The 23,949-nt window shown below is 35.3% G+C and carries 21 protein-coding genes and 1 riboswitch; of the genes, 4 read left to right on the top strand and 17 right to left on the bottom strand.

What is annotated here, in order from left to right:
- Positions 1-201: 201 nt before the first annotated feature.
- Together CD041_RS11430 and CD041_RS11425 are read right to left on the bottom strand one after the other, a co-directional pair.
- On the bottom strand, positions 202-1,347 hold the full coding sequence (locus CD041_RS11430; protein WP_070648006.1) for a bifunctional cystathionine gamma-lyase/homocysteine desulfhydrase: 1,146 nt from the start codon (positions 1,345-1,347) through the stop codon (positions 202-204).
- Between the two features lie 6 nt (positions 1,348-1,353).
- A complete protein-coding gene (locus CD041_RS11425; RefSeq protein ID WP_070648135.1) occupies positions 1,354-2,250 on the bottom strand; it encodes a PLP-dependent cysteine synthase family protein in 897 nt (298 codons plus the stop codon).
- Between the two features lie 288 nt (positions 2,251-2,538).
- Here CD041_RS11425 and CD041_RS11420 point away from each other — a divergent pair, with 288 nt between their 5' ends.
- Complete coding sequence (locus CD041_RS11420) at positions 2,539-3,069, top strand: pentapeptide repeat-containing protein (protein ID WP_070864846.1); 531 nt, start codon at positions 2,539-2,541, stop codon at positions 3,067-3,069.
- Positions 3,070-3,175: 106 nt separating this feature from the next.
- Here the strand turns inward: CD041_RS11420 and CD041_RS11415 are convergent, their stop codons facing one another.
- The 15 genes from CD041_RS11415 to xpt all read right to left on the bottom strand — a co-directional run bounded on the left by CD041_RS11415 (position 3,176) and on the right by xpt (position 20,935).
- Positions 3,176-4,507: a sodium-dependent transporter gene (locus CD041_RS11415; protein ID WP_002479263.1), complete on the bottom strand. Its 1,332-nt coding sequence runs from the start codon at positions 4,505-4,507 to the stop codon at positions 3,176-3,178.
- 142 nt (positions 4,508-4,649) lie between these two features.
- Complete coding sequence (locus tag CD041_RS11410) at positions 4,650-4,904, bottom strand: hypothetical protein (protein ID WP_062078455.1); 255 nt, start codon at positions 4,902-4,904, stop codon at positions 4,650-4,652.
- A 29-nt stretch (positions 4,905-4,933) separates the two neighbouring features.
- Positions 4,934-5,662 carry an alpha/beta hydrolase gene (locus CD041_RS11405; protein ID WP_002479262.1) on the bottom strand — a complete coding sequence of 243 codons (729 nt, stop codon included), beginning with the start codon at positions 5,660-5,662 and terminating at the stop codon, positions 4,934-4,936.
- Between the two features lie 40 nt (positions 5,663-5,702).
- The gene (locus CD041_RS11400) at positions 5,703-6,371 is read right to left on the bottom strand and encodes a phosphatase PAP2 family protein (protein ID WP_002479261.1); all 669 of its coding nucleotides are present in this window, start codon (positions 6,369-6,371) and stop codon (positions 5,703-5,705) included.
- A 182-nt stretch (positions 6,372-6,553) separates the two neighbouring features.
- Positions 6,554-6,916 (bottom strand): Na-translocating system protein MpsC family protein, encoded by a 363-nt coding sequence (locus CD041_RS11395; RefSeq protein WP_002479260.1) that lies wholly within the window; start codon positions 6,914-6,916, stop codon positions 6,554-6,556.
- Between the two features lie 120 nt (positions 6,917-7,036).
- Positions 7,037-9,607 carry a DUF2309 domain-containing protein gene (locus tag CD041_RS11390; RefSeq protein WP_070648008.1) on the bottom strand — a complete coding sequence of 857 codons (2,571 nt, stop codon included), beginning with the start codon at positions 9,605-9,607 and terminating at the stop codon, positions 7,037-7,039.
- A 14-nt stretch (positions 9,608-9,621) separates the two neighbouring features.
- Positions 9,622-11,121 (bottom strand): NADH dehydrogenase subunit 5, encoded by a 1,500-nt coding sequence (locus tag CD041_RS11385; RefSeq protein WP_002479258.1) that lies wholly within the window; start codon positions 11,119-11,121, stop codon positions 9,622-9,624.
- Between the two features lie 1,055 nt (positions 11,122-12,176).
- Positions 12,177-13,370, bottom strand: coding sequence for a GTP-binding protein (locus CD041_RS11375; RefSeq protein ID WP_070648009.1), 1,194 nt, complete (start codon positions 13,368-13,370; stop codon positions 12,177-12,179).
- A 95-nt stretch (positions 13,371-13,465) separates the two neighbouring features.
- The gene (locus tag CD041_RS11370; protein WP_070648010.1) at positions 13,466-14,284 is read right to left on the bottom strand and encodes an N-acyl homoserine lactonase family protein; all 819 of its coding nucleotides are present in this window, start codon (positions 14,282-14,284) and stop codon (positions 13,466-13,468) included.
- A gap of 17 nt (positions 14,285-14,301) precedes the next feature.
- Positions 14,302-14,727 (bottom strand): MarR family winged helix-turn-helix transcriptional regulator, encoded by a 426-nt coding sequence (locus tag CD041_RS11365; protein WP_002461130.1) that lies wholly within the window; start codon positions 14,725-14,727, stop codon positions 14,302-14,304.
- 105 nt (positions 14,728-14,832) lie between these two features.
- Complete coding sequence (locus CD041_RS11360) at positions 14,833-15,699, bottom strand: patatin-like phospholipase family protein (RefSeq protein ID WP_070648011.1); 867 nt, start codon at positions 15,697-15,699, stop codon at positions 14,833-14,835.
- Positions 15,700-15,915: 216 nt separating this feature from the next.
- Positions 15,916-17,457, bottom strand: coding sequence for a glutamine-hydrolyzing GMP synthase (guaA, locus tag CD041_RS11355; protein ID WP_002479253.1), 1,542 nt, complete (start codon positions 17,455-17,457; stop codon positions 15,916-15,918).
- A 128-nt stretch (positions 17,458-17,585) separates the two neighbouring features.
- Positions 17,586-19,052 (bottom strand): IMP dehydrogenase, encoded by a 1,467-nt coding sequence (gene guaB, locus CD041_RS11350; protein ID WP_002479252.1) that lies wholly within the window; start codon positions 19,050-19,052, stop codon positions 17,586-17,588.
- 36 nt (positions 19,053-19,088) lie between these two features.
- Entirely contained in the window at positions 19,089-20,357 is a 1,269-nt protein-coding gene (gene pbuX, locus CD041_RS11345) for a xanthine permease PbuX (protein ID WP_002461123.1), read from the bottom strand.
- The gene (gene xpt / locus CD041_RS11340) at positions 20,354-20,935 is read right to left on the bottom strand and encodes a xanthine phosphoribosyltransferase (protein ID WP_002461121.1); all 582 of its coding nucleotides are present in this window, start codon (positions 20,933-20,935) and stop codon (positions 20,354-20,356) included. The genes pbuX and xpt overlap by 4 nt, the downstream gene beginning before the upstream one ends.
- A gap of 214 nt (positions 20,936-21,149) precedes the next feature.
- Positions 21,150-21,252, bottom strand: a riboswitch (purine riboswitch).
- Positions 21,253-21,468: 216 nt separating this feature from the next.
- Here xpt and CD041_RS11335 point away from each other — a divergent pair.
- The 3 genes from CD041_RS11335 (at position 21,469) to CD041_RS11325 (ending at position 23,821) form a co-directional block, all read left to right on the top strand.
- Complete coding sequence (locus CD041_RS11335; RefSeq protein WP_002461120.1) at positions 21,469-21,876, top strand: general stress protein; 408 nt, start codon at positions 21,469-21,471, stop codon at positions 21,874-21,876.
- Between the two features lie 145 nt (positions 21,877-22,021).
- Positions 22,022-22,693 carry a hypothetical protein gene (locus CD041_RS11330; protein WP_070648012.1) on the top strand — a complete coding sequence of 224 codons (672 nt, stop codon included), beginning with the start codon at positions 22,022-22,024 and terminating at the stop codon, positions 22,691-22,693.
- A gap of 117 nt (positions 22,694-22,810) precedes the next feature.
- Positions 22,811-23,821 (top strand): hypothetical protein, encoded by a 1,011-nt coding sequence (locus tag CD041_RS11325; RefSeq protein ID WP_070481688.1) that lies wholly within the window; start codon positions 22,811-22,813, stop codon positions 23,819-23,821.
- Positions 23,822-23,949 lie beyond the last annotated feature (128 nt).

Below are 23,949 nucleotides of genomic sequence, written 5' to 3'. Positions count from 1 at the left end.
ATTTCATTCTTGCATATTTAATATAAAAATGAATATTATCTAATATAATTGAAAATTATTATCAATTAATATATTACAAATGTATCCTTATATGATATTTATGTCAAATTACACTTAAAAATTTTATAGCACTTTATGAATATTGATTAAAAAAACCAAGCAACTCTAAATATAGCTGCTTGGTTTTATTATAATTAAACTTTATTTTATTGTATCTAACGCTTGTCTAAGATCATTCACTAAATCTTCTGTATCTTCAATACCTATCGATAAGCGAATTAAGCCATCTGTAATACCTTCTTTAGCGCGAATGTCTGCGGGAATTGATGCATGGGTCATCAGCGCTGGAACAGATATCAAACTTTCTACTGCTCCTAAACTTTCTGCTAAAGTAAAATACTGTGCCTCACGTATGACGCGTTTGGCAAGCTCCGTATCTTTCACTTCAAAGGCAACAACTCCTGTGTGTCCACTTGCTTGAGCAAGATGTACATCATGATTTAAGTGTGTCTTGATACTTGGGTGAAACACTTGTTGAACAGCTGGATGCTGTTGTAACATCTCTATGATGCTTGTCACATTACGATTAATTTGTTCCATACGTAATCCAAGTGTCTTAACTCCTCTTACTAATAGATAACTATCTTGAGGTCCAAGAACACCTCCTGTTGAATTGGAAATAAAGCCAATTCGTTCTCCTAGCTCGTCGTTTGCTGTGACAACTAAACCTGCAACTACGTCACTGTGACCACCAATATATTTCGTTGCTGAATGAAGTACAATATCAATACCAAAATCAAGCGGATTTTGATAATACGGCGTAATAAATGTATTATCGACAACTGAAATTAACTGATGCTGTTTAGCAATTTCGGCTGTTTTTTTAATATCTGTAACACGCAATAATGGATTGGATGGTGTTTCAATATATAACATTCTTGTTTGTGGTTTAATAAATTGTTCTACATTCTCAATATATGATGTATCAACAAAATCAACTTCAATACCATAACGTGTAAAAACTTTAGTTAAAGCGCGATATGTACCACCATAAACATCAGAATTTAAAATAATGTGATCTCCTTTATCTAGTAACATCATAACGGCACTCACCGCTGCCATGCCCGAACCAAAGGCAAATCCATGCTTACCATGTTCTAAATCAGCAATAACACTTTCAATAGCCCCACGTGTAGGATTTGCTGTTCGTGAATATTCATAGCCTTGTCTTAAATCACCAACATCATCTTGTAAATAAGTACTTGTTTGATAAATAGGGGTCGTTACTGCACCTGTATAAGTGTCTGTAGTATGTCCACCATGAACCATTTGCGTTTTTTTATTCATCTTTAATCATACTCCTTTATAATTGAAAATTTGTTTTGACATATAGCGATCACTACCGTCGGGAAAAATAGTTACAATAACACCTTTATCGAGTTGTTGTTTTATTTCCAAAGCACCCTGTAGCGCTGCTCCTGAAGAACTTCCCACAAGTAAGCCTTCACGTTGTGCTAATTGTCTGACATTGTTAAAACCATCAGCATCACTTACCGTAATAATGTCATCAACGAGGTTCCGTTTGAGAAATACAGGCCACTTTTCAGAGCCTATCCCTTCAATATCATGTGGGTGGCTCTCCCCTCCATTAAGTATTGAACCTTCTGGCTCTACTAAAATATTTTTCACATTAAAAGGTTTAAGATGCGAAGCCACACCAGTAAATGTCCCTCCTGAACCTATGCCAGCCACAAAATAATCAATTTGTGGTAATGAATGAGTAATTTCTTGACCCAAGGTATTTTTATATGCAGCAGGGTTGTCTTGCGATTCAAATTGGTTCATATATACTGCCCCTGTAGCTGCAGCATATTGCCGCGCTTGATATTGTGCACCAAGCATGCCTTCAGCTTTAGGTGTACGTGAAATATCAGCACCTAGCGCGCGCATAATAGCAATCTTTTCTTCTGAAAAACCATCTGGTGCAAATATTTTACAATTTATATTAAACCTGTTAGCAGCGATGGCTAACCCAATGCCTGTATTACCAGCAGTAGCTTCAACAATCGTATCCCCAAGATTTAGACGTCCTTCATGCAAAGCCGTCTCAATCAAATACTTGCCTAAACGGTCCTTCACACTACCACCCGGATTAAATTGTTCTAACTTTGCATATATCTGGACATTGTTATCACTATAACTTTCGAGTAAAACAAGTGGCGTATGTCCTATTAAATCATAAGCGATCATATTAATTGTGAGTATGACAAACACTGCGTACGTAGTGTCTATAGCCACCGTGCATCGTCAACTCATTGAACCTTCTTTCTTGAAAAATTAAATCTTACTTAATAACTAAGGATTTTACGCTATAACTTCTTTTTTTGCAATCTCTATGTTTATTGCATGTAGCACAATGCCTGGCTCACAATATGACTGTTCTTGAATTGTCTTTGCATGTTAGGATAAATATGTAAAAGGACAAATTAAAAAAATTGACAAACCACACTTACAAAACATATCGGGAGATGATGACATATGCCATCGAAACAGAACTTATCGCTTTCTGTTTTTACAAATGAGCAATTTAAAAAATTAAAGTACAGCACAACAACATTTAGTAATTGCATGTTTGATGCGCTAGAAGTAAATAAAAGTCGCTTTAAAAAATGTGATTTTTCAGAAGGTATTTTTAAAAATATAAAAGCTATAAGTAATAGTAAATTCATCTATTGTGATTTCACTCAAAGTATTTTTGATGATGTTCATTTTTATAATACGTTATTTAAATATGTTGAATTTACTACCACAACGTTTGAGCGCAGTCACTTTAATAATATAGAATTTCAGTATTGTAATTTCAATCATCATTACCTACACGATGTGGCACTACAAAATGTCGTATATGACAAGGTGTACTTTGAAAACATAACACTAGATTTATGCCAACTTGATAATGTAACGTTCAATCATTGTACATTCAAAAATGTAACGATTAATCAGTCAAGTTTGCCCGATAAACTTAAAGTACAATTACAGCACGATGGTGTTCATTTTAAAGATAATTAATAAGTAAAGAAGAGCACTTACCCATAACTTGGCTAAGCGCTCTTATTTTAAATCTAGATTTATATAATTTATAAAGCATATGCTGTTCGCGTATCATTGTTCGTCTTTAAAATAACTGCACTAAAAACACGAGTATAATAACAAGTGGCATCACGTATTTAATAAGATAATACCATGGTATAAAAAGTTTAAATTTATCTTTACCAAAATTTTCTTTTAATAATTTTTTATCTAATAGTTGACCAACAACAAGTGTTGTACCTAACGCGCCTAAAGGCATTAGTATATTAGACACTAAAAAGTCCATATTATCAAAAATTGTACCAGCTAAAAATTTAAAATTGTTTAACGTACTAAAGGATAATGTTGCAGGAATACTGATGATAAACACTAATGCACTAGCAATCATCGCTACAACTTTACGTTTCGAGTTATCATTTTTAGTAAAATTAGACACATTTAGTTCTAGTAACGATATAGATGACGTAAGTGCTGCAAATAAAAACAGAATGAGGAATATAAAGTAAAACGCAATTCCAAAATGCATTTTACTAAATACAAGTGGCAACACCTTAAATAATAGTCCTGGTCCTTCTTGAGGATGGTAACCAAACGTATGCAATGCTGGAAAGATTGCTAAACCAGCCATGACTGAAATCATGATGTTCATAACAACGATAGAAAGTGCCGATGATTTAATGGTCATAGCTTTAGGTGCGTAACTTGCATAGGTAATCATGCCCGTCGTTCCCAAAGACAATGTGAAAAAGGATTGGCCTAGCGCAAAGAGTACACCTTGCATAGAAATATCTTGTATGCGAGGTTGCAAAATATACTGCACACCCTCTAACGCACCGTCTAAAGTTAATGATTTTATTACAATAATTAGTAGAAATATAAATAATAATGGCATCATGATTTTAGAAGCTTTTTCCAGACCACCTTCAACGCCTAACATCACGATGACCATTGTTAATGCGATAAAGATGCCTTGTCCAACTACAGTAATCCAAGGGTTACTTATCATGCCCTCAAAGCTAATCTGAGTTAAGGAGTTATGTTCAAGTGACAGCATTTGTAATATAACATGTCCTATATATATAATAATCCAGCCTCCAATAACACTATAGAAGCCAAATAGCACAAACACTGCTAAATTCCCGTTCCAACCAATCAAATTCAACCATTTTTTCCCTGTCAATTTACTGTATATTTGGGTCGTATAAGTACGTCCCATTTTACCAACAGTAAATTCCATAATAAGCAGAGGTAATCCCACAAATATAGTGAACAGTAAAAATAATGATAAAAACGCGCCACCACCATATATTCCTGCCATATAAGGAAATTTCCACATTGCACCTAGTCCAATAGCTGATCCAGCACTGGCTAAAATAAAACCAGTTGAGGTTTTCCATTGTGACTCCTTACTCATCATAACAACTCCTTTAGTACGTTAAAGCGTTTATGTGCTTAAGTACTACTGTAACATGTGTAGTCAATACGTGCAATATACATATAAAAATAAAAAAATAGTGCAGTGACTTTGTCGTATTCACAAAGCCTGCACTACTGGTAAGTTATTCATAATCTTCGAAACCATATGCAATAGTCTGTCCATCTGTAACTTCCGTTATCTCTAAGCTTTCTATATGATCCACATTAATATAATGTACACTGTTACCTGTGTTTAAGTATAAATATGCAAGTTCGTCAAATTCATCTATCAAACGTTGATGACACGTTTCTTTATCTTTCCCATGATCAAAACTTTTAAATTCTTTAAATGTTTGTCCTGAAGTCGTCGTATAAATTAATAAAAATGTACGTTTCATTTTATTCTATCTCCTTTGTATTTTTTATCTCAAGATTGAAAAAATGTCACTATATCGTTGATTACATCTTCACTCCCTTCACCATAAGTCATTAAGTGTTTACTTAACCGGTATGCAGTTAATGACTTATTTGTTTGTGTCATATGCTCAGCAATATATTGTGCGCTTTCTTGATAAGAAGCGTCATCTTGTTCACCATATAGAACCATTGCATCTGCATTGATATGTGCTAAATCATGCATGATATCTGTTATAAAAAGTCTAAATGCGGTCAATTGTGAATGATATTGTTTAATTGTGTTTAATTGCTTTTGTGCTTCACTATCAGACAGGTGTTGTAATTCATTCATACGCTGTCCATAACGTTCCATACGCCACGCAATACCTGTTTCTGCTTTTTGATGGGGAGCTGACATAACAGCAATCTTAGCCACAGGATACGTTTCAGCTATCTTAAGTGTCAATAATCCACCTAAAGAAACGCCTGTAACATATATTTGTTTGTAGCCTTGTTGTTGTAAAAACTTGTATCCATTTTGTGCATCATGCCACCAATCATTAATATCAAACGCTATTAATTCAGTAAGCGGTAATCCATGCCCTCGATAATTTGGTGCGTAACAAGTAAAACCTTGTTTATGCAATGCTTGCGCTAATGGTTTCACATCTCTAATCGTGCCGGTAAATGAATGTAATAATAAGATAGCTTCTTCACGATGTCCTTCTAAATATATCGGTCTTGGCGAAGTTAATTTCATACTTCTATCCTCCATTGATAACCCATCGTTCTTTACGACGTTATTGTTTATTTCTTATGTAAAACAGTGGATACATAGCTAAGAAAAGCATCATCCAAATGACTGCAAGTGCTACACCGCCTAGTACATCTCCCACATAATGCGCATGAAAATATAAGCGACAACTTAAAATACCTATCCAGAATAATAATGCCAGTGATATTATCGTCCATTTCGCATATAAGCGCGTTACATAGGATACCGTCATAATTATAATAACAATACATATCAATGTACTTGCATTTGAGTGACCACTTGGATATGAGAAGCCATGGTCTTGAGGCAGATGATTGTATGGTCGTGATCGTGCAACAACTTGTTTAATTAAGAAGTTCATCCAACTACCTGTAAAAACAGCAATCAGTGACCATAATGCTGTACGTTTAGATTTGACAGCAATCACTACCGATAATAGAACCATCAATAACATCACACTTGATACTTCACCAATTGTTGCACAGAACGTCATAATAGTGTTGAACCATGAACCTTCAAAACCGCGCTCTGGCGTGCCAAAATAATCAGTCATTAGCTGCAATGATGCCGCATCAATATGTTGTATAAATGATGTGCGATGCATTACACCTACAGTTAATAATGTAAAAATAAGTACGCTTATCACAAAGATAGGTATGAGCCATTTAGACGTATAAAATTGTTTATTTATCATATATTTTATAAATCCTCTTTCTCTATGATTAAAATTGCGTGCACTGTGCTATACTTCAAATAACATTGTTCGTGACTAACCCAATCTCGCATCAAGTATGACGTACTATCCACACAATGTTAAATATTGAAAATTACACTGTCGTACAGCAAGTGCCTGAAGTAACAGTGGGACACCTCAAATTATAATCGTTTCTCCAAATTCTCTGTTAATTTAAATATAATTACTCTTTCTCCTGTTTTTGTACTTAAATCTGAGTGAAAACTTTTAACAGAAACACCCGTAATGTGATCAATAATATTCATTAAATCATCTTGCCCAGATTCAACTAACTCGGATCGCGTTCTCTTTATGTTAAGGCGTCCTTCGTTTGTTTCACATACCCTATACTCTGCTGGAGTCAGCACACCTTGTAAATTGACAATGACCATATCTCTTAAAATGTCAGTTTTAACCGATAGTGAGCCTCGACCTAAAAAATCTTTTTCCCATTGCGTAATAGCTGTGCTAATATCCGCTTCATAGCTACCTTTAGTCTTAGTCATTTCTATCATATTCTCCTAATATTAGATTATATTAAGTTTAACATTTTTTAGCCTAATTCCGAAGATATAAAAGGTACAACCCTGACATATTATTTCGAAACAGTGGGTTGTACCTTAGTATTACCAATCTTTAATATCTCCGTTTTCATCTATGCTAGCTAATCTTAGCCATTGATGCGCCACCTTTTGAGCAAAATGTTTATTTGTAGTTAAAAGTCTTTCTATATATTTATCAGGTGCCTGAATCATAATTAAAATACGAATAGGTGCATGATAGGTTTCATTGTCTCCAGCCATCACAGATTGCCAAGGTAAGCCTGAAAGCAAATCACTAGAATTCCCTTGCATAACACCTACGCCAGATGTTACAGATTGCGTCGTTTTATTACCACTACCATAAAAATGTGGTGCAACGGTCGATGCATAATATTGTAAATTAATCCATTGTGCTACAAGTGCTGGACCTGAAATAATGGTATCTAGTAATTGTCCATCTTCGTCTTTACGCCAATCATAGTTATGTAGAAATGAACGTCCTTCTAAATTACATTGAGCCGTTAACTCACGCTGTCCGATAATAAACGATGCATTGCGTGCCAAGCCCCACTCTGGACGTATTTCACTCCAGTCAGAAGCATAACGTTGCGCCTCTCTCCGCGGATGACGTTCATTGTCTTTAGGATTAACACTAGGTAATTGTGACAAACGTTCTAAATTGGCATGGTAGCTAATCTCTGGCATAGCTTGATTTAGCGTATTAAATGCTTTCTGTGCCGCTTCAGTAAGTTGAGGGACATACAGCCATTCAAGTGTATCAATTGACGTTTGATGTTCTGCCGCAACAAACACAGTATCTTCTGGGATTGAAATACCTTCCGCTTCTAATCCCAGGCGTACATCTGAAAGATTACACATCATTGCGAGTAGTTTCGCATTAAATCCACTCGCCGCACCACCACAAGCACCACACTCTAAAGATGCATGATATGGATTATTATTAGAACGACTTGCATGTCCCCCTAAGACAACTAATGGTGCAAAGTCAGTTGTTAAGTCCATCAACTGTAATGCATTTTTTGTAAAAGCAATTTGTTCTGCTTTTGTAAATCCTACGGGTAACTGGGAATAAATTTGTGCTTCTCTATCAATCGTTAAATGTGTCTCCGGTTTTTTCAACCATTTGTGCTGCCATAGCTTTACAAGATAGGCTGTTGTTTTAGGAAATAACGTACTTGCTACAGTATTCAAACTAAGAAATGGTCCACTGAGCTCAGGTAAAAGTAAACTCGGTAAGACATTGTGTTTCATTAATTTAAATGTGTAAAACAATGAAGTTACTGAATGTTGTTGCTGATTATAGATATCTAACGCTTCACGATTTGCGTATTCTCTAATTGCATATGCTGGTGGCACCATAACTGGCAATGAATTATGCGCAAATTGTTCGTCTAACGCTTCTTTTCTTATTGGCAACCCAAAGAAACCCGCGATGCCTATTGTTTTAAATGGTCCCGCATGCTCAATATGCCGTCTGAATGGCTCAGAACGCACGTCAATGCAAAAAGCTAATTGAACTAGCGTATCTTTATTTACAGGTGGTTTTGCTTCAGATAATGCCTCGACCAATTCCCGTTTATGTGTTTCTTCCCAAGCTTCTAACCATATTTTTTTAAAATATAATGGATTAAAGCGCTTAGCAAAGCGCAGATGTTCAATTTGGTCATCAATTGATAATGAGAGCCATGTATCAATCGTCATATTGCCATAATAAAGCCATTTACTAACTAATTCTTTCACTCTTCTTTCAACATTTAAGACTGCCGGACGGCTCATTTTTTCAGTATCTAATAAAATACATTCCATCGTTAAACGAATAGCTAAGTATTGCGTTAGTATATCTTTATCATTGTCATTTTGTTGCGCTCGATAATACAACATTCCAGCCCATCCAGGCAGCGATAACAAGTGCCCTGTTAAATAGCTTTCTTTTTCATCTTCTGCAATATCTAAATGATTTAAAGAAATATTCAAGGCTTCTTTATAATTTTCTGGTAAAGTCTTAATCATTTTTCTTTGCGTCTTACTTAACATTGGATCATGTTGCGCAAGATGTAACCATGCTGCATAGAAACCATGCTCTCTTTTAGGCATCGTCCAGCTCGATTGAAACTGATCTATATACAGCTTTGTCCATTTAATAATATGCGTATTTAATTCATCCATTAGTGACTCACCTTTAGCATTATAGGCATTTGCACTTTTCGAGCGCGCATATTTAAATGCTTCATCTTCAAATACCACTTTTAGTTTTGCTACCTCTAACATAAAGTAGCCTTCCTTAGTGATTAAATCCTCTGGTATGGGCATAATTTGAAGTGCATTATTACAATAACTATCAATATGTGTTTGCGGAATCGTCGTAGCGTAATTATTTAAATCTTGTTTCAACGCCTGTTGAACAATAGACACATCAATTTCACCTTTTTCCGCAGCTGCCATGACTGCCGAACGACTAGGATATAAATCTATATCACGCACATGCTTGAACCATTGCACAACTTCATCAAAAGTACGATGCTCCATAGCTTCCCATGGGTTTCTGGCCGCAAAGATAGAAATAGGTGATAATGGCGTAATCACTTTGCAAGCTGCCTGTACAATATCTTCTATGTCCCGATATGATGTAGTCATTACATTTCACCTCTTTATAAGTATTTTTGTAAATAATTAGGATGACTTTCTACTGATTTAAATTTAGCTTCTCCAATTTTCACTAACCACAAGTACACAATAGCAAACGCTGTCGAATCACGTCGGCGAGCTACCCATATACTCAGTATGCTGCCAAACACTAGCATTGCGATACTGATGACAACACTGATCATAGGTGGATGTGTAACATGTATAGAAATTGCACTTAAAATATTGATAAAAAACGCATGCGTCACATAATAAACTGCTGCCACAAAGATTAATACCACGATGCCCAATAGTCTACCAATAATCCCTCTATTTAAAGCGATCAATTGATTCCAAGAAACTGAGATAGACCATGCCAAAATAAATGCACTAATTAAGTTATACGCACTATGATCATTAATCATCCAAAATAATATTGCCAATAATAACGCTAACCCCCTGCCAGTTAAAGTCCAACCATAAGAACGCTGAACATTAGGAGGCGTTGGGATATTAAACCGTTTAACAATTGAACCAGATTGTAAAAATAACGTTGCTTTAAATACACCATGGAGAATCAAATGTATAATTGCTGCCGAATAAACACCTAAGGCACATTGAACGAGCATAAATCCCATTTGGCTCATCGTTGAACCTACAAGCTGTCGCTTATAATCTACATGTACCAGACTAATCCCAGAACCAATCAACACTGATAAGCTTGAGATTATCAATAAAATAGTCAAAGCAATTGGATGATCAAACACTGGAGAAAAACGTGTTAAAATAATTCCACCAGCATTTACAATTCCAGCATGCATGATTGCTGAAACAGGCGTCGGTGCAACGACAGATTCAATTAACCAACTTTGAAATGGATATTGTGCAGCCGGAATAATGACTGACAGCACAAGCAATAAATTCATCAAGAAATACAATGCTCCGTTCATCGTTGTTTCCTTGGATATATTAGGATAAATTCGCCACTCTCCTGTCCCTATGTATAAAACAACAACTACTAATACTAATGCTAACCAACCTAATAAAAAAGCACGCGCAGATACTTTCGCTGCTTCAGCTGGTACTTTCCAAGTACGATTTAGTCGAAGCAGCTGCGTCAATGCAAATAAAGTTAAGCCCCAACAAAAGACCATTAGGCGTAAATCATCACTTAACCATGCGATAGATGCAAATACCGTCGTACAAGTAAACCATGGGAAATATTTTTTATAATTATGATCACCTAACAGATAGCGCATAGAAAATTTTTGAATTATAAAGCCAAGCGTTAAGATAAAGCTAACTAGCAACCATGCCAGTTTATCAACCGCAAACAGACTAATGACTTGGCGTTGTTGTGTTGTCACAAGTCCAATGATGGCAACAACAATAGGCAATGTTAAGCATAAAAGATGCAGTTTAATATATTTAATAGGACAAGACGGTAAAATATAGACGATGCCACTTAACATTGCAATGGACAAAGTAATAAAAAATAAAATAAGTAAAAATTGCTCACTCAGCATAACTGTTCCTCCAATTGACAATATTGCTATGTCGAATAACGATCTAAACAAAAAAGCCTACAATAGCATGACTACTCTCATAAGTTTGAAGAGGTATCAATACTACTGTAGGCTTCTTTTTCAACTTATTATGTATAAAGTAAACGCTTTACTTCTTATATAATCTTTTAAAAAGCTACCTAAGTTATCAAGTTTATCATTTGTAAAATAAGCGATCCATTTCTCCCCGTTCAATCCATATAGATACATGAATTGCCCGAGAAAGACTCAGATACTATTTTAAGCGTAATAATTACAATATATTGTATAACGTAATGAATGTCAAACCCAGTCATACAATTATGAAGGCTCACCTTGAAAAGCGATTCAATAATTACGCTAAATTAAACCATATATAATAAAACATCTACCTATAATATAGGCAGACGTAAGTGGATAAAATGAATTTGTCATTTATTTTAAGGGTAACATATTTTACTACAAAAGAATGTAGTAATTATGTGTAAACACTTTAAAATACAGTAAAATTTCCTTTTAAGAGTGTTAACACAACGATAGATATCATTTACTTATATTTTATATCATATACCAAACATTGTTATTTTTAGTCAATGAGGGTTGTTATTTTATTTATTTGCCTACATAATATTAGTTATACTTTTTAGTATATTCTGCTATAACCAGCATTGAACCACTATGGTAAAAACAACAACGAAAGGACTGTTAAAATTTGAAACAATCTCGTTTTTTTAACATGGCAACGATCATATTCACATTAATAAGTGCTTTTATCGTTTATACCACACTGTTTACAAATTTATATAATAATACCTTATTCAGTTTTTGGTATTGGCCAGGTGCAATCATTTTATTTATTACACTAGCATTAACTATTATCAGTATCTATTTTGGTAAACATACGGTCTTATATATTTTATTATTTATCTTAAATATTATAATGCTAGTCATATTTACAGCACCTATCATCTTAGCCTAAAACCATTATGACGCGTTTGAAACACAAAATCAGTTTCAAGCGCGTTATTATTTAAATATTATTGCAAATGCCATTGATACGGATCTGGTAATAGCGACCAGTCTTGGTTTATTTCGCTGCTATTAATGAGACACTGATCTAACTCTGCAGTTATTCTTTCATGGTCTAAGTCCGTACCAATAATAACAAATTGTGTTTGTCTATCACCATACTCAGGATCCCATTCATTTAAAACATCTGGTCGTTTTGCTAAAATTTGGCGTTGTTGCGTTTCAGACATACTAGCCACCCAATAAGTAACAGGTTCTATTTGTTGTGAAGACCCTGCTTGAGACAATAAACATGCTACCTGATTATACTGTGCCAACCATACAATCCCTTTTGCCCTAACGATATTTTGAGGCAGTTGCATCAACCATTGTTCTAATCGTTGAGCATGAAATGGCAAGCGTCTGCGATAAACAAAGGAGCCAATACCATATTCTTCAGTCTCAGGAGTATGCGCCTTATGACCACCCTCTGTTAATTCTTTAATCCAACCAGCTGAATTTCTAGCGATATCAAAATCAAATAATTTAGTATCCAGAACTTCATCTAAATTGACTTGGCCTTGTGTTGTTTTAATTATGTGTGCTTGTGGTTGCAATTGCCTTAAAATAAGTTCAAGCTTTTGTAAATCATGCTCAGCGACTAAGTCAGTTTTATTGATAATAAGCACATCACAAAATTCAACTTGATCTATTAATAAATCAGCAATCGTACGTTCATCTCCATCTCCTACTTCCTGGTCTCTATCGGCCAATAAATCTTCTGATCGAATATCATTAATAAAGCGATTTGCATCCACCATGGTCACCATAGTATCTAGTCTACATAAAGACGTTAAATCAATTCCTAAAGCTTCATCCATATAAGAAAATGTCTGCGCTACTGGCACAGGCTCAGAAATACCTGTTGACTCAATAACAATTTGATCAATGCCACCTTTAAGTACAAGTCGCTCTACTTCTTTCAACAAATCATCACGTAATGTACAACATATACATCCATTAGATAATTCAACTAACTTTTCATCCGTACGAGACAAGCCACCCCCTTGAGCAACTAATTCTCTATCAATATTGATCTCACTCATATCATTCACGATGACAGCAATGCGACGCCCCTCACGATTTTGAAGAATATAGTTCAGTAATGTTGTCTTTCCTGAACCTAAATAACCACTTAATACTGTAACTGGAATTTTTGCCATAACAACCTTCCTTTACAAATCGTAATAATTACGTTTTAAATTTTAGTAAAAGCAGGTATTTTTAGCAACCTTTTTTTGATTATTTTAAATAATGGTTACAGTAAAATACAATGCGGTTGTATATGCCGGTCATGATTAGCAATCGCTTCAATACAATGTTTATCTTTGGCCGAATCTTTAACCCATTTCAAGGATTTTATTGCTGCTTCTTTATCTACAAGTACACCAGGTAAAATCTCTTCCTTCCAAGATCTTTCTGCATAGCCCACATCTGACGCAAGTAAGACGTAATCCTGATAATCATTGGTAATCTTAGTTGCGCATAAGCCTTTACTATGCCCTGGTACCCAAATCATTTGTACAGAATTGTCTCCAAATACATTATAGGATTTGCCTTGAGGCCCTATTCCAGTATCTTCAAATTTAAATGGCTGTAAATGAACACCTTTCCATTCATGTTGTAAATAATGCATTTTATCCGTTTGAATCGCATCATATTCAGGTTCACTTAACATAATCCTTTTGGCATGTTTAACTAGTCTCAGTCCATCGGCATGATCACAATGCATATGGCTCATTAATATATAATCGATATCACTCGGCTTATATCCCAGTTGTGCTAACTGTTCATGAATCGCCTGACCCGCTGGCAAGACCGCTTTATTCACAGGGTATTGAAACGATAAATTACGAATTTGCTTTGTCCTATTATCAGTATGCCAACCGGTATCTATTAAAATAAGACCTTTAGGATGCTCAATTAAATATGCGGAAACGGGTAAAGCAACCTGATGTTTCTTACTTCTAAATAATCCTGTCCATGCTAAAGGATTACGACTCACATTAGAAAAAGGTAACGCTTCATCAACTATCACTGTTCCCGTATGCAAAATATGAATTTTTATTTGTTCCATTACATAACCCTCCATCACTAACTATTCATCGTACGTTTGATTTGTTCGAGATAACCTAATATTTCAGCTACTTGTTGATCATTAATATGAAATTTATCCATTAATCCTTGGTATAATTTCATTTGTCGTGTTTCATAAAAATGTATGCCTTTTTCAGTTAAATATACTAACTTTTCACGCTTATCGTGCCCTGCTTGTTTAATCACAAAACCCATTTGTTGTAATTTACTAATTCGCTTAGAAATGGCCGTCTTAAATACACCCTGCGCTTCAGCAATTTCATTAATTGTCAGAGAACCATGTTCATTGAGTAATTTAAACACACCCATTTGTTCCCTAGAAATATTTATATCTTGTTCATCCAGTACTTCATTGATGGCTTTACTTAATTCAATGAACAATAAATGTGCTTGATTCAGATTTTGAAATGTACTTTGATTCATATCGTCACCTCACAACACATAGTACACCCAGGTGTACTATTATGCAAATTAATGGCACTTTTAATCTTGAGATTCATGGATTAAAAGTGCATTAAGCGAAAGTTCCTAAGATTGTTCAAGAAACCGTTTCAACTCATCCGCAGTTTCTTTACCCTGATTAACAGCTGCTAAAGCGACCGCTTCACGCATCTCAGCATTTACCGTGTTATAGTTATAGTGTTCTAAAATACTTACCACATTAGCATCAGGTTTAACTAAGAAAACAGCTTTACCTTCTCGTTTCATTCGTGTAATAATATCGTTCAAACGATATGGCGTTGCTACAGGCAAATTGGTCGTTAAAATAACCACTTTATTCACACCATCTATGACATCAGGATTTTCCATAGAATATGAGCCACCATCATAATATAAATGATTATTGATAGGAATAGGTTGCCACACCCCCTGCAATGCTGAACTAGCTGCTAAAGCATCTACTAAATCAACATTTGAATATTTATTAAATACCTTTCTCTCAGATGTTTCTAATTCAGTAGCCACAACTTGTAATTGCTCATTCCATTCTAATGGCACACTCCCTAATCGTTCTCTAATCATATTACGTCGTTCTTCTAAAGAAACGAAGGGGTGTGTATTCTTTGAAATTTCACCCATGCCAGCGACCCACGACTTATCGGACAAACTCGTTTTAGCCAATTCATCAAACGTTTTAAATAAATTAGTCATTTCAGCATCAGAAATAGGAGTTATTTCATTAACTTTCTTAACAATTTGTTCCTGCCATATTGTCTCCCAGTCCAATGGAGAAGATAAAGTCGCACTTACCTGTGAACCTGCAGAATTGCCTACAATATAATCCACTTGTCTTAAATTTAATCCAGCATCTGCCACACCTTTAAGAAAACCCAGGTGAAATGCGATACCGTAATGTCCACCACCACTTAACACCAAACTACTTTTGTCAGTCATATCAAAATATACCTCATTTCATTTGTCAGTCTTCATAGCTTATCACTACCAATTAAATAATAAAAACATTCTACCTACTATAGCTAAGCTGAAAAAATTCGAAAATAACATTAATTTTTGACACTAACGTATTCAAAACTTATTCAACACTAAAATAAAAAAGACTAGAAACCCTACAATAAAAGTTTTTCTAGCCTATCATTTAATGTTATTTCATTATTCCCATTCGATCGTACTTGGTGGCTTAGAAGTAATATCATAGACAACTCGGTTAACATGGTCTACTTCGTTTACGATACGACTTGAGATCTTTTGTAATACTTCCCAATCGATACGTGCAAAATCACTTGTCATACCATCAATTGATGTTACGGCACGGATACCAACTGTATAATCATATGTGCGATAGTCTCCCATGACACCTACAGATTGGATACCTGGTAACACTGTAAAGTATTGCCAAATATCTCTTTCAAGCCCTTCTTGACGAATGACTTCTCTTAGAATGGCATCTGATTCACGAACAATTTCTAATTTATCTTCGGTAATTTCACCTAATACACGGATACCTAAACCTGGTCCAGGAAACGGTTGTCGCCATACTAAATGTTCAGGAATACCTAGCTCAATACCTAAAGCACGTACTTCATCTTTAAATAGCGTATTGATTGGTTCAATTAATTCAAATTCCATATCTTCAGGCAATCCACCCACATTGTGATGTGACTTAATTGTTTGCGCCGTTTTTGTACCTGATTCAATGACATCGGTATAAAGTGTACCTTGAGCTAAGAAATCAACATCTGTTAACTTAGCCGCTTCATCATCAAAGACATAGACAAATTCGTTACCGATGATTTTACGTTTTTGTTCTGGATCTGAAACACCTTTTAATTTGTTCATAAAGCGCTCTTGTGCATTAACACGAATAATATTCATATCAAAGCCTTCGCCAAATTGTTCCATCACCATGTCACCTTCACCTTTTCGAAGTAATCCATGGTCCACGAAGATACATGTTAATTGATCGCCAATCGCTTTATGTAATAATACTGCGACAACAGATGAATCTACACCGCCACTCATCGCACATAACACTTTGCGGTCGCCAACACGTTTGCGAATTTTATCAATTTCAATATCGATAAAGTTCTCCATAGTCCACTCGCCAGTACAATTACATACTCGGCGCACAAAATTACGTAATAAATCGTTACCAAATTCTGTGTGACGTACTTCTGGGTGGAATTGCACACCATAAATACGACGTGATTTATCTTCGATGGCAGCATAATTTGTGCTTGGGCTGTCGGCAATCACTTCAAAGCCTTCTGGTATTTCAATCACTTTATCAGAGTGGCTCATCCAAACGGTTTGTTCATCAGGTAAACCAAAGAATAATTCGTCTGATTTAGCATTAATCATTGCTTTACCATATTCTCTTTGGTTCGCACGTTCAACCTTTCCACCTAATAATTTAGTTGTTAATTGCATGCCGTAACAAATTCCTAATACAGGTATACCTAAATTATAAATTTCCGGATCAATTGTGAATGAACCTTCTTCATAAACTGAATTAGGACCACCTGATAAGATGATACCTTTCGGCTTCATACGTTTAATTTCTTCTATTGAAATTTCATGGTCATGTAATTCACTATACACACCCATTTCACGAATACGACGGGTAATCAGCTGATTGTATTGACTACCAAAGTCTAAGACAAGAATTAACTCTTGCTCTTGCGCCATTTCCATAGTTATAGTTCTCCTTTAAATTGAATTTATATAAATCATAGAGAGACGCTTTCCATGATGCCCTGAATGATTTCAGTTCTCAAAAAGCGTTCTCTCCTTGTGTTAAATAAAATGAATTAAATGTAATTTTAGAATGAGTAGTTTGGTGATTCTTTAGTAATTTGAACATTATGTGGATGGCTTTCAGCTAATCCTGCAGGTCCCATACGTGTGAATTGCGCTTCTTCACGTAATTGTTTTAAGTTTCTTGAACCTGTATAACCCATACCAGAACGCACACCGCCCATAAGTTGATAAACTGTATCTTGTAAAGGCCCTTTATACGCTGTACGTCCTTCAATACCTTCTGGCACAAATTTCTTAGGTGTCTTGTCTTCTTGGAAGTAACGGTCGTTAGACCCTCTTTCCATTGCGCCAAGTGAGCCCATACCACGATATACTTTGTATTGGCGTCCTTGGAAGACTTCTGTAGCACCTGGGCTTTCTTCTGTACCTGCTAATAAGCTGCCTAACATAACGGCATGGCCACCAGCAGCTAATGCTTTGATAATGTCTCCTGAGAATTTAATACCGCCGTCAGCAATAATTGCTTTATCATGTTTGCGCGCTTCCGTAGCACAATCGTAAATCGCTGTGATTTGTGGAACACCTACGCCAGCAACTACACGTGTTGTACAAATTGAACCCGGTCCGATACCCACTTTCACAACATCTGCGCCCGCTTCATATAATGCTTTAGTTGCTTCTGCTGTTGCGACATTACCAGCAATTAATGTAATGTTTGGATATGTTTTTTTAATATGTTTCACTTGTTCAATCACACCTTTAGAATGACCATGTGCTGTATCAATGACTAAAGCATCGACGCCGGCTTCAACTAATTTTTGAGCACGAATATCTGTATCTTTCGCAATTCCAATAGCAGCTGCTACAAGCAAACGTCCGTGCTCATCTTTAGCTGCATGTGGGAATTCAAGCACTTTTTCAATATCTTTAATCGTAATTAAACCTTCAAGACGTCCATTTTCAACAAGTGGTAACTTTTCAATTTTATGTTCTTGTAATATAGCTTCTGCTTCATCTAATGTTGTACCTACTGGAGCTGTGATTAAATTATCTTTAGTCATGACATCAGAAATTTTAATCGAAAAATCTTCAATGAAACGTAAGTCTCGATTTGTAATAATACCAACAAGCGTACGCACTTCTTTATTATCCACAATTGGGACACCAGAAATGCGGTATTTCCCCATTAAAGCTTCTGCTTCATAAACACTTTCTTCAGGCGTTAAGAAAAATGGATTCATAATAACACCATTTTCTGAGCGCTTAACTTTTTGAACTTCGTCAGCTTGTTCTTCGACACCCATATTCTTATGAATCACGCCTAGTCCGCCTTGTCTTGCCATTGCAATCGCCATTTTTGATTCAGTTACTGTATCCATACCTGCTGAAATAACTGGAATATTAAGTTTTAATTTATCTGATAATGCTACGCTCAAATCTACCTCATTTGGTAAAATATCTGATTCAGCTGGAATAAGTAATACATCGTCAAATGTTAATGATTCTTTAGCAAATTTGTTTTCCCACATTTAAATACAGCCTCCATTTTTTTATAGTTGATTCTATTATTTCACATTTTCTTCGCTTTGTTTATAGTTAATTCCATTAAAAAAGAAATTTAAAATGATAGCGGAAATAGCACCTAAGACAATCCCATTTTGAGTTAGCCATGCAAATTGTTCGCCTAAACCTTTAAAAGCTTGTGGCACTGCACTAATCCCTGTACCTAGACCAACCGATACTGCAATAATTAATAAGTTATTTTGATGTTTAAAATCAATATGACCTAAAATACTCACACCATAAGCCATGACCATTCCAAACATCGCAATCATTGCGCCACCTAGAACTGGCAATGGAATGATATTAGCTAAAGCACCTAGTTTAGGTAAGCATCCGCAAATTAATAATAGTACTACCATACCGTAAATAACTTTATTCTTTTTCGCACCAGATAAGGACACAAGGCCCACATTTTGAGAATAAGCCGTATAAGGAAAGGCATTAAAAATGGAACCTAAGACAATCGCAAGACCTTCCGCAGTGTAACCTTTGCGAAAATCCTTACGTTCAAGTTGTTTGCCTGTAATCTCACTTAATGCATGATAAACACCTGTAGATTCAATTAAGCTGACCATCGCCACTATAAAGAATACGAGGGTTGCACCAAAATCAAAACCAAAGCCTGCAAATCGCATTGGTCTCGGAATACCAAACCAGTGTGCTGCTCCAACTTGGTGAATATCAACAACACCTAAGAAACTAGCCAATACGGTACCAACAATAAGACCAATTAAAATCGCAATGGATTTAAAGAAACCTGTTGTAAAACGTTGAATAATTAAAATCACGACGAGCGTAACGGCGCCTAAAATTAAATTTTTAGGATCTCCATAATTTTTGGCACCTTCTCCACCAGCAAGGTAATTCATTGCTACAGGCATAAGATTAATCCCAATAATCGTTACTACACTACCTGTCACAACTGGTGGAAAGAATTTGACTAAATATGAGAAAAATGGTGCGATCAGTATCACTAGTATACCTGATAAAAAGAGCGAACCATAAAGAACGTCTAAACCTTTTGTTTGGCCAATCAGAATCATAGGTGCTACGGCTGTGAATGTACATCCTAATACGATAGGTAAGCCAGTACCTGTTACTTTATTGGCTTGTAAGAAGGTTGCAATACCACACATAAAGATATCAACTGTTACTAAATATGCAATTTCTTCAGGTGTGAACTTTAAGCTTGTCCCAACAATGATAGGTACAAGAATTGCGCCCGCGTACATAGCTAAGAGATGTTGCAAACTTAAGATGAAATTTTTCATTCATGGTCACCTAGTAAAGTCACTTTATTACCTTTTAAAGAAGCGACTTTACATAACGACGATACTTTTAAACCTGCATCTTCTAAACGCTGTCTTCCACTTTGGAAACTTTTTTCAACGACGATACCAATTCCGACAGTCTCTGCTTTAGCTTGATTCGCGATATCATATAATCCAAGTGAGGCATCCCCATTGGCTAAGAAATCATCGATAATAAGCACTTTATCATTTTCATCTAGAAATTCTTGTGACACAATGACTGTACTTGTTTTATTTTTAGTAAAAGAATGTATATCAGTACTAAAAAATCCATCTTTCAACGTACTCGGTTTTGCTTTTTTTGCAAATAAACATGGAACCTGGAAATGTAACGCTGCCATTATTGCCGGTGCAATGCCTGATGCCTCAATAGTTAAAATTTTTGTTACACCTTGATCTTTAAACTGCTCATAAAATGTCTGTCCTACATCATGCATTAATTGGGCATCTATTTGATGATTTAAAAACCCATCTACTTTCAAAATCTTTTCGTCAATGACGACGCCATCTTCAATAACCTTTTGTCTAAGCGATTCCACTTTCTAAAAACCTCCTCAAATTGTGTACAAAAAAATCCTCAAACCATAACCAGTTTCAGGATCTATGAGGTAACGACCAATACTTTAGATATTTATATCCAACCAATAGCAAATAGGTTTAGAAATTTCACTACATGTGCACTGTGTATAGTTGAAATTGCATTGATTTCCCTATTCATTGCTTACCTATTTAAATTGAGCTGAATAAACGTCTTTGTATTATCGCTAAACTCATAGTCATGTCGTTTGTGGCAACATGGTAGAAACTTCTAAAGCCATATTCTTCAGATTATATGAGTGATATAAATTATTTAATGATAATAGCAAACTTTGACACATTTTTCAATATAAGACATGTTCTTCAGCAGCATTATATCAACTTCCTTTAATGTAAGCGCTTCAAAAATTTGCGGCTATTATTTGTCATAAGATTTGCAATAGTTATATAATTGATTTGGTAACGTTTTTATTAAAAGACTTAAGGGTATATTTTTATTAAAAGTACAGAACGAAAATATTGGAGGGCGAAATTTATGACGAACTTTACTATAGTTAATAACGATTATGAATTGTACAAAGTTTTGGAAGACAAAAAAGCAGAAGGCTATTTAGAAAATGAATTAATGGTCATCAGTAAAAGTAAATTACACCTCGACGATTTGCACAACTCACAAATTACATTGATTGCTACAAGTGGTTCATTTAGTGACCAAATGTCTAAATTATTAACTGGTGAAGATGGCGAACATGCTGTATTATCACGTTTCCATCTTAATGATGAAGAATTAGAAAAGTATAAAAGTGAAATCTTAAATAATAAAATGCTTGTTGTTGCTGAACGCGATGACTCATCTCATAAAGAAGTAGATGAACATAATTCAGCTTATGAAAATATTGATATCACTCACTATGCTAATGAATCAAAAGGTCCAAAATCATAAGTGTCCTGTGCGTAGTCCTTATGTATGAATACTCAAATAAAGCGGGAGTAAGATTCAGACTTTAGAGGCGTTCTGTCTTACCCCGCTATTTTAATACCATCATTTTGATATGCTATAATGAGAAAAATGATTATGGGGTGAACTTATGAACTTTAAATTGATTGATAGTGTCAAAGATCCTTATTATCAACAAGTATTAACGTTATATGACAGTAAATTAGGTATAAAGCTGCAAGAAGATGCTCACATCTTTAAGCGTTCATTGGAAAATAACAAAACTGAAAATGACTATTCTTTTATAGTTGGTCTAAATGAGCATCAACAGGTTGTTAGTATGGCTACAGCACACTACGAAGCAACGACAAATTCTGCCTTTCTGATTTATTTATTAGCTCAAGATGGCCCTGAACACGACAACATTCTTGATGAAACCCTCACACATATTGAAGCTCAAATTAACTCACTTTCTAATAAAGTGCATAATAGAAACGTTAACTTTATTATGCTAGAAGTTCCTCAAACAACACCAAAAGAATTCGATGCCCAAAAGGATATTTTACATAGTAGACGCCAATTTTTATACGAGCATCAGTTTGAAAAACAGACAGACATTCGCTACTTACATCCGAATAATACTCCAGGTAACTCTGCTAGTGACGTTGACTTATTCATCAAACCTTACATTAAATTAAGTAAAGATGTATTCCCAGCAAGTGTAAAATCAAATTACATATTAAAATATGTGTTTGCAAACGGTATTTCAAGAGATATCATTTATCCTTTGCTCGTTAAAATGAATTTACGCCGTCCTTTCTAACAATACTTGAAAACGATACGCTTTAGGGTTAAACTATCATATGAGGTTAGACTGACGTTTGAGTGACCGTAGACAAACGTCTCTATACATAAAACTAATAAAGAAAGGATTTAACATATGTTAACAAAAGAATTCGCCCAACGCGTTGAACTTAGTGAAAAACAAGTGCGCAAAATCGTTCAACATTTAGAAGAACGTGGTTATCAATTAAGTAAAACTGAGTACCGAGGTCGTGAAGCCACAGATTTTAAAGAAGACGACATTGAATTATTCCGTGACATTGCAGACAAAGTGAAGCAAACAAATAGTTATGACCTTGCATTCGAGGAACTCGAACAGGAAAAAGATTTCTTGCAAGTACTTGTTAAAGAAGACAATAGCAAGTTGCCGACTAATCAAAATATTCCACAACTTGTAGAAGAGTTGCGCACAGAAATTCAAAAGATGCGTGAAGACCGCCAAATGCTTGGCCAAATGATGACTCAAGTCCATCAGCAACAGCAAGAATTAAAAGCCCTACAAACACAGCTAACAACTAAAATTGATGATAATACAGCATCAATTAAAGCGATTCAAACATCACAAGAAGATTTAGCAAATGCACAAAAAGCTCAAACAGCATATACAAGAAACGAATTAGTTAACGACATTATTAAAGCTCAACCGGTAGCACCAAATAGTAATCAAGAAGATGCAGCAACTAAAGCATCATCACTAAATGAACCTGACCTTGAATCTACAAAGGATAACCAAACTGCGAAACAGAATAATACAAAAACAGTTACAGCTGACAATCAAAGTAAGGAACAAAGTCATATTGAGACACCTTCAACTGATAGTGACAATCAATCAACAAAAGCTGAAGAGCAAGGAACAACTAGCAATGTATCAATTAAGGCCGATGACTCAATAACTAAACATTCAGATTCAGAATCAGAGTCAACATCTGAAGACAAATCAAAACAATTAGATGAAGATATTGCTAATTCATCTGAAACATCAACGCAGTCAACTTCTGAACAACAAAGTCAAACAGCAAATTCCGCTTCTTCTCAATCATCTTCAGTAAAACAACCGGCACCGAAAGAAGAGAAAAAGGGCTTCTTCGCACGCTTATTCAATTTATAAATTTTTATGTAATAAATAGAAAAACATGAGACATAACACTCAATTAAGAGGGAGCGGGACAGAATTCATAATGAATTCGTAGTCCCGCCCCGGCAAGGTTGACTAGGATTGAAAAAAGCTTAGTATCC

Origin of the sequence: Staphylococcus lugdunensis, assembly GCF_002901705.1 — a bacterium.
Taxonomy (GTDB): domain Bacteria; phylum Bacillota; class Bacilli; order Staphylococcales; family Staphylococcaceae; genus Staphylococcus; species Staphylococcus lugdunensis.
This window is presented reverse-complemented; position numbering and strand designations above follow the sequence as displayed.

Excerpts from the sequence above, each read along its gene's own strand:
- CD041_RS11430 (WP_070648006.1), bottom strand. The coding sequence starts at position 1,347 with ATGAATAAAAAAACGCAAATGGTTCATGGTGGACATACTACAGACACT.
- CD041_RS11425 (WP_070648135.1), bottom strand. The coding sequence starts at position 2,250 with ATGATCGCTTATGATTTAATAGGACATACGCCACTTGTTTTACTCGAA.
- CD041_RS11420 (WP_070864846.1), top strand. The coding sequence starts at position 2,539 with ATGCCATCGAAACAGAACTTATCGCTTTCTGTTTTTACAAATGAGCAA.
- CD041_RS11415 (WP_002479263.1), bottom strand. The coding sequence starts at position 4,507 with ATGATGAGTAAGGAGTCACAATGGAAAACCTCAACTGGTTTTATTTTA.
- CD041_RS11410 (WP_062078455.1), bottom strand. The coding sequence starts at position 4,904 with ATGAAACGTACATTTTTATTAATTTATACGACGACTTCAGGACAAACA.
- CD041_RS11405 (WP_002479262.1), bottom strand. The coding sequence starts at position 5,662 with ATGAAATTAACTTCGCCAAGACCGATATATTTAGAAGGACATCGTGAA.
- CD041_RS11400 (WP_002479261.1), bottom strand. The coding sequence starts at position 6,371 with ATGATAAATAAACAATTTTATACGTCTAAATGGCTCATACCTATCTTT.
- CD041_RS11395 (WP_002479260.1), bottom strand. The coding sequence starts at position 6,916 with ATGACTAAGACTAAAGGTAGCTATGAAGCGGATATTAGCACAGCTATT.
- CD041_RS11390 (WP_070648008.1), bottom strand. The coding sequence starts at position 9,607 with ATGACTACATCATATCGGGACATAGAAGATATTGTACAGGCAGCTTGC.
- CD041_RS11385 (WP_002479258.1), bottom strand. The coding sequence starts at position 11,121 with ATGCTGAGTGAGCAATTTTTACTTATTTTATTTTTTATTACTTTGTCC.
- CD041_RS11375 (WP_070648009.1), bottom strand. The coding sequence starts at position 13,370 with ATGGCAAAAATTCCAGTTACAGTATTAAGTGGTTATTTAGGTTCAGGA.
- CD041_RS11370 (WP_070648010.1), bottom strand. The coding sequence starts at position 14,284 with ATGGAACAAATAAAAATTCATATTTTGCATACGGGAACAGTGATAGTT.
- CD041_RS11365 (WP_002461130.1), bottom strand. The coding sequence starts at position 14,727 with ATGAATCAAAGTACATTTCAAAATCTGAATCAAGCACATTTATTGTTC.
- CD041_RS11360 (WP_070648011.1), bottom strand. The coding sequence starts at position 15,699 with ATGACTGACAAAAGTAGTTTGGTGTTAAGTGGTGGTGGACATTACGGT.
- guaA (WP_002479253.1), bottom strand. The coding sequence starts at position 17,457 with ATGGAAATGGCGCAAGAGCAAGAGTTAATTCTTGTCTTAGACTTTGGT.
- guaB (WP_002479252.1), bottom strand. The coding sequence starts at position 19,052 with ATGTGGGAAAACAAATTTGCTAAAGAATCATTAACATTTGACGATGTA.
- pbuX (WP_002461123.1), bottom strand. The coding sequence starts at position 20,357 with ATGAAAAATTTCATCTTAAGTTTGCAACATCTCTTAGCTATGTACGCG.
- CD041_RS11335 (WP_002461120.1), top strand. The coding sequence starts at position 21,469 with ATGACGAACTTTACTATAGTTAATAACGATTATGAATTGTACAAAGTT.
- CD041_RS11330 (WP_070648012.1), top strand. The coding sequence starts at position 22,022 with ATGAACTTTAAATTGATTGATAGTGTCAAAGATCCTTATTATCAACAA.
- CD041_RS11325 (WP_070481688.1), top strand. The coding sequence starts at position 22,811 with ATGTTAACAAAAGAATTCGCCCAACGCGTTGAACTTAGTGAAAAACAA.